The following is a 10,183-nucleotide window of genomic DNA, read 5'->3' on the forward strand; positions in this document are numbered from 1 at the left end:
GTCGCGGATGTTGTTGGGATGGAATTCGGCGAAGCTCTCGGCGCAATCGCCGCCCTGGAGCAGGAACGCCTTGCCTTCGACCACGCGCGCGAGGTCGGCCGTCAGATTGCGCGCCTCTCCGGCAAAGACCAGCGGCGGATAGCTGGTCAATTGCTTCGTCGCGGCGGCGGAGAAGACCGGACAGCGAGCGCCTTCGTCGCCTCGTGCGCTGCGTTGTAGAGTCCATTACCGCCCGCCCGCCATAATACGCCATTATCACAACGAGGAATCGAAATGGCGAACCCTGGTGACAAAAAGAAAATACCGTTGCTGCCCAACCCACTCGCCCCAGAGGTGTTTGCCGCTGAGGCGGCAGGGTTCTTTGTTCTGGCCGGGAACATCGTCATCACGCTCGAGTCCGCGCGGCCCGAATATACGAACGGCCCAACTTTGAACCGCGTTGTTGTCGGACGGGTGGTGATGCCCGTGCAGGGCGCGCAAAATCTTGTGGTCGGGCTGAATGCCTTTCTTGCCAAGCATGACCTCGACCCTTCATCCGCCATCAAGTCCGGCGCGACGCAGAACTGATCGTCACGGGCGTCAACATAACCATTCGCGCAGCCCGATTTTGGCACCGCCGAGGTCCGGCGGCTTATGCTGCCAGCTCGACGTCGACACGTTCGAGCTTGGCGATTGCGACAAATCGCGTCCGGATTGACGCGACTGGGTGGCGGGCCAGCAGCGCTGATGATACCTGACTTGGCAGAGGCGCCCCCCCCCCCGTTCCCGCCTCGCCTTGACCTTGTTCGTAGGTCCGGCCACGACAACTGCCGCACGTCTTCGGAACCGCCGGCACAGCATCAGCGCGATTCCCGTAACCACCTGATCCCGCCCATTCCAGAAGCGCTCTGCTAAGCTATTTAAAACTTCTCGAAATCCTCACCTATCACGCCACCAGCGGCACGACGGCGCGCGCGGCAAGTTCATCGAGACCCTCCGTTATCCAGCGTGAATAATGCCGTTCGATCATTGCGACCGACGTGTCGTGGATTGCCGCCACCAGCCGGATCGGCAGCCCCGCGCGTAAGCCCCGCACGATCGACGAATGCCTGAGCGCATAGGGTATGGTCGTCGGCGGCAGCCCCGCATCTCGGCAAGCTTGCGACCATAACCGGGCCATTTCGGACGCAGTTGCCCAGGGGCCGCGCTCGCCGCGCTCCCAGACCTGGGCGGCATTGCGGCGCTCGGCCGTTTTGACCTGGACATGGCGCCAGCGCTCCAGCAGCGGCGCCGTCGCGGGGCGCCCCTCGATCGCCGGTGCCAGGATTGCCAGCGTGTCGGTGCCGACCTGCACCCGGACATAGGCGGCGGCGTCCCTTCTCCCTTTGTAGGACTCCGGCACCATCACCCGGCGCTGCTCCGCTTGGACATCGGCCACGCGCATGCGGCGCAGCTGCGCGAACCGTGCGCCGGTTGCGGCAAGCATCACCACCATCCGTCCGAAATCGTCATCGAGCGTGAGCGCTGTTGCGACGACACGCCGGATCTGGTCGTCGGTCAGGATCTGGTTCTCGCGCGCTTGCGCGCGGCGCGCGCCCGAGGCCTCGATCGCAAGGCCTAGCTTGATGACCATTGGCAGATCGCCAGGCAGTGCGCGGCGATGCTCCACCCAAGCACGGTTTAGCGCTGCCTTGAGGTCGTTGACGACGCGCTGGATGGTGGAACGCTTGCGCAGCGTGCGTTCCTGCCATGCCTTGAGATCGGCTTCGGCCAGCCTGGCGAGCGGCAGGCGCGCCAGGCGGCTATCGTCGAGGACGTTGCGCTTGAGGTTGCTCGCCGCGTCCGACAGCACCTCGCGCCCGGCCTGGGTGACGCGCCGTGCATTGCGCATGGCGATGTAGCTTTCGACCGCCTCGCCGACGGTGATGTCGGGATTGAGGGCGGTCTCGACGCCGCCTTTCTCCCGCAGTTCGAACCAGCGGTTGGCCTTGTCGAGCGCCTGCTTCCAGTTGAGAACGGTGTCGCCATTGGCGTCGCCGATATCGTCGGCAACGCCGAGCGCGAATTTGATCCCGTTGCCGAGGGTGCCCGGCGGGCGGTAGCGCGCGATCCAGGTGCCGCCGCGCGCACCTTTGTAATAGCCCAGGTGCCGGCCTTCCGAGATCATGCGCCAATAGGGGTTCTGGCGCCGCGCGAGCCGCGCGCGCGCGCTTCTGTCCTGTAGCCGTAGATCGGCTGAAACGCGGCCCATAACCTGTCCATCGTCAAAACATGGTCCATAGAAATAGCCGGACAAGCGCGGACGAGGAAGCGCAGTTTAGACCCAACTAATTGATTTTATTGATGTCCATGCAAGTCCACCATCATCCGAAAACGATTCTCTCACGGCGAAAACACGGGTTCGAGTCCCGTAGGGGTCACCAGCGTTTTCGATGACTTACTGACAAATTTAGTCGTTTCGCTTTCGAAATCGTCTAATTTTCGTCTCATATAATTTTTGCGATTTGCCGGGATACGTTCTGTTTGCCGGACCTGCGTCGTAGATCATCCTTTAGGACGGTCGCGATCGAGCGAAGACGCCAATAAATCGGCGTGGATTGCAGCCGACATGGCCAGACTCGGAAGGCTGTGTGACGGCACCCCGCCCGCTCAAAATGGCAGCAATCGGTCGTAGGCTGTTGCAATTGTCGGGCGAGTCTACGCGTCCCATAGCTGCCGTCCAGTAGCCTAGAACGCGTCTCTTAGACTGCCGTTCGTTCATCTGCGGACGAAGCCCGCTAGCGCTTCGGTGCCGTCACCAATCTGAAATGATCAGGCCGTACGGGCACCCACAGGCACGGCGTTAGGCTCGCCGCCGCCCCTCATAAGAAAGACGCGGCCGATCACGAGCATTGCCACAGAGAGCCGGATGCTCGCCTATTCGTCCGGCAATTTCGGCAAGGCCCTGGTGTTCGGCGGCGCGGATCTGACGATCCTGTTTTTGCTGACCGACGTGCTGGGGCTGAACGGTGCCCGGGCGGCGGGACTGATGCTATTCGCGGTGCTGGGCGACCTGGTGTTCGATCTGCTCGCGGCCCGGCTCGTCCTCCATTGGCGGGCGGTGGGGCGGGGCTATCGCTGGACCGTTGCCTTGGCCGCGCTGCCTTGTGGGGCGACCTTCGGGCTGATTTACGCGATGCCTGCGCTGGGTCTGCATCGCGCCTGGATGCTTGCGGCGGCGATCCTCGTTTTCCGCGGCGCCTATGCGGTGGTCGACGTGCCGCACAATGCGCTGATGGCGCAGGTCAGCCGTGACAGCCGGGCGCGCGGGCGCGTCTCGGGCTACCGGCTCTTCTTCAGCACTGCGAGCGCGCTGGCCATCGCCACGGTGCTCACACCGTTGGTGCAACAAGCGGGACGGGCGCGGCATTTCGGCGCGCTAGCGTTCACCGGGATCGGGGCGGGCCTGGTCTTCGCACTGACCATGCTGTTGTGCGCCTGGGCTTCGGGCGCGCGCGGCGAAAACGGCGCGGCATCCGCGCTGCGCGGCGATCGCATCGCCGTTCCGCTGCGCGACCCGATGGTGTTGGCAATGGGCGCCCTGGCCCTGCTCACCGGCTTCGCGATGCCGTGTTTCGGCCGGATGTTGATGTATCTGGGAACCTATGTCGTGGATCGGCCGCGCGCGGTCACCTCGCTGCTTGCCGCGCTGACCGCGGGGCAATTCGCTGGCGTGCTCGCCTGGACCGCGCTCACCCACCGCTTCAGCAAGAGCCGCCTGCTCGGTGCGGGGCATGCGGTGAGCGCGCTTGGCCTTCTCTTCTTCGCCCTGTGCATAACGTGGCCGGCGGGGCAGGTGGCGGGCGCGGCGCTGATCGGCTTCGGCTTTGCGAGCGTGTTCATGCTGCCCTGGGGCCTGCTTGCCGACGCTGTCGACGTTGTCGAGTGGCGGCACGGCCGGCGGTTCGAGACGGGGCTATTCGCCTTTTACCTCGTCCTGGTGAAGGCCAGCGGCGCAGGGGCGACCGCGATGATCGGCTGGGTGTTGAACGCGCTCGGCTATGTCCCCGGCGCGGTCCAGCCGACCGGGGTGCGTCTCGGCATGCTTGGCCTCGGTCTGGGCGTACCACTGGCCGGCGCGCTGTTGGCGATGCTGCTGCTCAGGCGCTTCACGCTCGACCATGGCCGCCATGCGCGGCTGCTGCGCGCGCTGGGACGGCGTCAGGCGGGAGCGGAGCCGGTCTCCGGATTGAACCGCGGGTTGGAGAAATCGGTTGGCTTGGGCGTTACCTGGGTCGGCGACACCGCGCTTTCCGCCCAGGCACGGCAAAGCATGTCGCGCAGCATCGCGGCACCTGCGGCGGTGCGCTCGTAGATCAGGGCGCGGACGTCCTTGTCGGCTGTGTTGGTGAAACCGTCGCGCTTCTCGAGCTTATAGACTGTCTCCATGCGATCGCCGGACTGATCGAGAAAGGCGAGCACCGCATCGAACATGTCGCCGTGGAGATGCGCCGGCGCACCGATCCGGGGCACGATATCCGCGGCGGTGAGCCCGATGCCGTCGACGAAGCGGCTCTCGAACCGCGCATGGATGCTACGATCGCGGGTATAGCCGTTCGGATTGGGTCCCAGCCAGCCGTCCGAGTTCACCGAGTTATGCAGCGGCTGCGAGCCGTCGCCGATATAATGGCCGAGCCGGATCGCCTGGAACGCGCAGTGCTGCTCAGGAACCGAGGCGTCGCCACCGCTTGCCTTCTCCGCGCGGATCGCGCGCATGCAGACGATCAGGCGCTCATAGGCTTCCATCGCGGCATAGGGCAGCGTGCCGGTCCAACGGACGTTGGTACGTGCGGCGGTCGCCGGATCGCTCTGCTTGATCATCTCGTAGCGCTTGTAGAGCGCGAGGATGAACTCGTAGCGCGATCGCGGGATGGGCTTCAGGAAGGCGAACTGTTCGCGGAACCAGCCATGGTTCGGGTCTTCCTCGATCTTCGAGAATCCTTCCGCGTCCCCGCGCCAGCTGTCCGGCAATGCGGCCGAGGTCGAGATGTAGTCGACATAGCGGCGCAGGAAGACCGGGCCGCTATCGGGTATCGCCTGAATCGCCGCGCGGTCGATCGCCGCATGGGCCGTGCCGCCCCAGGCATGGGCGACGGCGGGGCACAGCATTAGGGCGGCGGCCAGGGCGAAGCGGCGCATGACGGTTCCTTTCAGGGGTCGAGGGGATCGCGCGGATCGACGCGCTCGGACGCCGGTGACGGGCGGAACACCAATTCGCTCGGCGACGCGCGGCGGACGATCTTGCCCGGCTGATAGCCGAGTTCGGCGGCGTTGCGCTCGGTGAACTTCGCGCTTTCGATATAGGCGCTCTGTAGTGGATTGCAGACGATCACCGTCTCCGCCTCCAGCGGCGCGCCTATCCGCGCGAGCAGCCGGCTGGCATTGCGCAGGTTGGTGGTGGTGTGGCGGGCATAGGGCTCGATGATGATCGCATCGGGCGGCACGCCGTAGCGGTCGATCAGCGCCTTGCGCATCTCGTCGGCTTCGGTGAAAGGCGTCGCGCGCGGGTGCGCCCGCCCACCCGTGACCAGGATGAAGGCGATGTCGCCCTGCGCGAAACGGCGCGCGGCAAGGCGCAGATGGTACTTTCCGAACGGACTGAGCGGCTCGCCTTCGATCTCCGGACCGACGCCGGTGATGATCATCGCACTATAGCGATACCGGTGCCAGTCGAGCGCCTTCGCCCGCGCCACCGCCGCGGCGTTGGCGCCGCCGGTCAGCGGTTCGTGGCCGATCGCATCGGTGCGGTCGCTCACATCGAGCAGTGCGAGCGCATAGTCGATGCTGGGATCGAGCCGCTGTGCCGATCCGGCGCGTGGCGCCTCGGCGATCCAGTCGGCGGCCTGCAGGCGCGCCTGATGATCTTGCGGCGAGACCGTGCCGGGACCATCGATCGCGGTCGTGGGGATCGCCCCCAGCGCATAGGTCCGCACGATTGTGTTGATGCCCGCGATCTCGCGCTCCACCTGCGCGGCGGGGCCATCGTCTGCGGCGCGAAGGCCCGGCGCTTGAACAACGGCGCGACGCAATGCATCGGCTTCACTGTTGCTCCAAAGCAGCGCTTGCGCGCGGCAGACGAGATCGGTCCCGCACGCGGCGCGTCGCTCCCGCCGTACGCGCAGCATGCTCTCCATGCCGGGCGCCTTGGCGATCTGCTCAAGTGTCGCCGGATCGCGCCCGGCCGCATCGAACAACGGGAAGAGCCGCGCAGATAGCGTCGCCATCACCCCGTCGCCCACCGCCTCGGCCGAAGCCGGGGCGGCGAGCACTGCCACCGCGAACGCGACGGCGCAGAGCAGAGCGCGCATCACCAACTGCGGCTGACGATGAGGCGGAAATTCCGGCCGAACAACGGGCGGCCGTAGATCGCCTCGCTGGAGCCCTGACCGGCGAACTGGTCGGTGCGCGTGTTGCCCTCGGTCAGGCCATGGGCGTTGAACAGATTGTCGCCGACTACCTGGAACCGCCACGCCCCCCAATCGAGCGACGCGCCCGCGCCGGTCGTCTGATAGCCCGGCATCGCGGTGCGGTTGAACAGGTCGACATAGCGCCGGCCGACCCATTCGAAGCGCCCGAAGATCGAGAGCTTCTGCTCGCCCAGATCGAAGTTGAAACTCGGCCGCAGATTGCCGAAGAACTTCGCCTCACGGATGATCTGCTTGCCGTTGACCGCGCTCGGATCGGCGCCTGAGGTGTTCTGGAGATTGGCATATTCCGGGTTCTGCCAGGTCACGGAGCCCTCAAGCGAGAACCAGCGGATCGGGGCAACCCGGCCATCCACTTCGACGCCCTTGACCGAGGCCTCCCCGATGAACGGAAGCGTCTGGTCGTTGCGGCCGGTCAGCGGGTTGAACGCCGCGAACGAGGCATTGAAGGGGTTGAACTTGGTGTAGAAGCCGGTGGCATAGAGATAGTTGGGGCCGAAGTTGACCTTGAGGCCGACTTCGTACTGACGCGCCTTGGTCTTGACGATGGTCGCGTTGATGCCAGACACCACACCCAACTGCGGCGGCACTTCCAGGTTCGAGATGCGGCCATAGACCCCGAAATGGCCGTTCAGGTCGTAGTTGACGCCGACCGTCCAGTTGGTCGCGTTGGGCTTCAGCCGCTGGTCGAGCACCTGGCCGGTGAAGGCGCGGGTGGTGTCGTCGGCGAGCGTGGTGGGGTCGCCCAGATTGACCTGCGTGGTAGGCAGCGCGATGCCCTTGTAGCTGTAACGCTCGGTGCGGATGCCGGCATCGACGCGCAGGCCGCGGGCGATGTCCCAGGTGTCGTTCGCGTAGAAGGCAATCATCTGCGCATCGCCTTCGCCCTGGTTGAGCGTGGTGGTGTAGCGCAGCACGCCGTTCTGGGTGATGGAGCCCAGCACCTGACCGGTCGCCGAATAGGCGAGCAAGTCGAGCGTGCGCGGCTGGCTGCGCACTTCGATCAGCATGTCCTGATAGGCCTGCAGCAACGTGTTGCCGTAAAGCGAGCCGTACAACCCGACGCGCACGTCGTGGGTGCCAATGCCGGTCTCGAACTTGCGGGTGACGCTCAGGTCACCCTGCACCGAGTAGAAGTCCGATTCCGAGGCGCGATACTGACCGGACATGACCAGGCCCGAGGCGGTCGAGGGATCATAGATCGACGCGCCGTTGGTGCCGGCGAACGCATAGCCGAGCCGGGCCACATTGGGGCCGAACGCGGTGCGTGCGGCGGTCAGGTAGCTGGCCGCGAAGCTGGTCGCATCGACCGGGTTGGTGGTCGAATAGAAGGCGTCGAAGCTCGACTTGCCCTTGGTTCCGCCGACCTTGGCGGAGACCTGCCAGCCGCTGAAGTCCGCCTCGTAATCGACCGCCGCGTTGAAGAAGCGCATGTAGCGGCCGTTGGAGAGGTCGCGTTGCATGCTCTGCAGCGTGCCGGCGCCGTCGCGATACTTGATGTTGACGTTGCGCAGTGACGGCGAATTCAACGTGCCGGTGAAATAGTCGATATAGGGATTGAGCGAGACCGCCGGGTTGCGCGGATCGTTGGTCGGGATCGGCAGATAGAAGACGTTGTGGTCGTTCACATATTCGGCCGAAATCTTGACGTACCCGTTGGCCAGCTGCCGCTTGAGGTTGGCGCGGATCTGGCCGCCCTTGTCGCTGGGGAAGCCGGCATAGCGATAGCCATCATGCTGGCGCAGGAAGCCGCCGATCGCGAAGTAGGTGTTGTCGCTGATCGGGCCGGACTGCATCGCGTCGAGACGATAGAGGCCGGTATCGCCCAGCGTGACCTGCGCTTTGCCGCGAGCCTGCGGGCCGCCCGACACGGTGATGTTGTTGGCGATCGCCGCCGCGCTGCTGGCATAGATCGGCGCCGGGCCGCCGCGCACGATCTCGACGCGCTCGGTCATCAAGTCGTAGCGGTTCATGCCTTCGCCGGAGTTGAAGAAGACACCGTCGATTTCGTGGTAGAGCGGCAGCCCGTCCTGCTGGAAGATCAGGTAGCCGCGATCGGTCGGGATGCCGCGCACGCGGGTAATGTTCTGCACCTCGCCGCCGGTCGCCTCGACCTGGATGCCGGGGACGGTGCCGAGCAGGTCGGCGAAGCTCTTCGGCGCGATCTTCTGGACGTCCGACTGGCTGAGCGAGTTGATCGCGTAGGAGACGTCGAAGCGGCGCTGCGCACGCGCCGAGCCGGTGACGATGATGTCTGCACCCGCATCGTCGGCGGTCTGCGCCGGGTCGGCGGCTGGCGTGTCTGCGGTCTGCGCGAAGGCCGGCGCGGACAGCACGCCGAGCGCGAGCACCGCGCAGCCGGCGGCGAAATTGTGCTTCTTCATCGGATCGTTCCCCCGAGATTTTTTTGAACTCGCGGCGCCGATGCGCGGTGCGGATGACAGATTTATTTATTTCTTGGAAATTAAATCGTGGGCTGTGACCCGGGCTGCTATGGGCTCTGGATGATGAGGCATCCACAGGTCACACTGCGCGAGGAGGAGAAGCGGCTGCTCTGGCAGCTGCGCATTCTCGGCCCGCAATCGCGATCTGCCCTGGCGGAGACGCTGCAGATCAGCAACGGCGCCATCTCTAAGCTGACCAGGACGCTGATCGGGCAGGCCTTGATCGAGGAATTGCCCGCCGAGGCGCTGGCGGGTCGGGGCCGCCCGACAGTGCCGCTGCGGATTTCCCCTGCCGGGGGCTATGCCGTCGGGCTGGCGATCTATGCCGGCCTTCTGGAAATCGCGCTGGTCGATTATGCCGGGGACGTGGTGTCGCTCACCTCCGAGAAAATTGAGCCCATCGACCCGCATGATTTCGCCCGCCATGTCGATCGCCGCATCCACGAGCTAGCCATTGAACATCGCCTGCTGGGGAGCCGTCTGTACGGCGTCGGCTTTAGCGTGCCCGGCCCGGCCCTATCGCGGGATGGCAACCGCTGGCACGTTGTCCGCAACCTGCCCGGCTGGAAGGACGCGCCGCTGCGCACGATCTTCGAGGAAACGCTGCGGCTGCCGATCTGGATCGAGAACGACGCAACGGCGGCGGCGCTCGCCGAATATTATCTGGGCGGGCTGATCCGGCGCTGTACCACGGCGGTGGTGATTCTGCTTGGGCACGGCGTGGGGGCGGGGGTCGTCTACGAAGGCAGGCTGATGCGCGGCGAAACGGGCGGCGCCGGCGAGATCGGCATGTTCTACCCAGGCAACCAGCCGCGCCCGACGACGCTCGATCTGATCGCAACGCTGCAGGCGGCCGGGTGCAAGGTCGAATCGCTGGCGGATTTCGCCGACGCTATCCCCGGTTATGAGGCAACGATCGATCATTGGCTGGAACGGGCCGCCGATCAGCTCCTCCCGACGATCAACTCGGCGCTTGCTTGGTTCGATCCAGGCGCGATCCGGCTAATGAGCCCTTTGCCGTCCGCGATCATGCACGGCCTTGTCGATCGACTGAACCGCCGAGCGATCAAGTGGGGCGACCATATCGCGAAGAGCGAGAAGGAGCGGTACGACATAGAGATATCCCAGCTCGGCGGCGCTGGTTCCGCGCTCGGTGCGGCGCTACTGCCGATTCATGCATCGATCGCGCAAGCATAACGATAAGATTGCTCCATCGCCGCTGAACTGAGGCAACGAGCAATGGAGCTCCGCTAACCCGCGCCTGGAATTGGGCCGGTCGCGGAATGGCGTCTGTGG

At 65.3% G+C, this 10,183-nt stretch carries 6 protein-coding genes and 1 pseudogene; 3 read left to right on the top strand and 4 right to left on the bottom strand.

Annotation, left to right across the window (positions count from 1 at the left end; genetic code table 11):
* Window positions 1–180, bottom strand: a pseudogene (locus tag SMA01S_RS24360) (3-deoxy-7-phosphoheptulonate synthase); the annotation flags it as partial.
* Between the two features lie 93 nt (window positions 181–273).
* Between SMA01S_RS24360 and SMA01S_RS23525 the strand changes: the two are divergent.
* Complete coding sequence (locus SMA01S_RS23525) at window positions 274–567, top strand: hypothetical protein (RefSeq protein WP_066807556.1); 294 nt, start codon at window positions 274–276, stop codon at window positions 565–567.
* A gap of 358 nt (window positions 568–925) precedes the next feature.
* On the opposite strand, the gene SMA01S_RS23530 is transcribed toward SMA01S_RS23525, so the two are convergent.
* Complete coding sequence (locus SMA01S_RS23530; protein ID WP_066827835.1) at window positions 926–2,230, bottom strand: tyrosine-type recombinase/integrase; 1,305 nt, start codon at window positions 2,228–2,230, stop codon at window positions 926–928.
* A 657-nt stretch (window positions 2,231–2,887) separates the two neighbouring features.
* Here SMA01S_RS23530 and SMA01S_RS23535 point away from each other — a divergent pair.
* Window positions 2,888–4,333 carry an MFS transporter gene (locus SMA01S_RS23535; RefSeq protein WP_066827837.1) on the top strand — a complete coding sequence of 482 codons (1,446 nt, stop codon included), beginning with the start codon at window positions 2,888–2,890 and terminating at the stop codon, window positions 4,331–4,333.
* 835 nt (window positions 4,334–5,168) lie between these two features.
* On the opposite strand, the gene SMA01S_RS23545 is transcribed toward SMA01S_RS23535, so the two are convergent.
* Window positions 5,169–6,326, bottom strand: a complete 1,158-nt coding sequence (locus tag SMA01S_RS23545; protein WP_066827841.1) for a YdcF family protein — start codon at window positions 6,324–6,326, stop codon at window positions 5,169–5,171.
* Entirely contained in the window at window positions 6,326–8,827 is a 2,502-nt protein-coding gene (locus SMA01S_RS23550) for a TonB-dependent receptor (RefSeq protein ID WP_066827842.1), read from the bottom strand. The genes SMA01S_RS23545 and SMA01S_RS23550 overlap by 1 nt, the downstream gene beginning before the upstream one ends.
* 120 nt (window positions 8,828–8,947) lie before the next feature.
* Between SMA01S_RS23550 and SMA01S_RS23555 the strand changes: the two genes are divergently transcribed.
* On the top strand, window positions 8,948–10,084 hold the full coding sequence (locus SMA01S_RS23555) for an ROK family transcriptional regulator (RefSeq protein WP_245649430.1): 1,137 nt from the start codon (window positions 8,948–8,950) through the stop codon (window positions 10,082–10,084).
* Window positions 10,085–10,183: the final 99 nt, after the last annotated feature.

It is taken from the genome of Sphingomonas mali NBRC 15500 (assembly GCF_001598415.1).
Lineage (GTDB): Bacteria > Pseudomonadota > Alphaproteobacteria > Sphingomonadales > Sphingomonadaceae > Sphingomonas > Sphingomonas mali.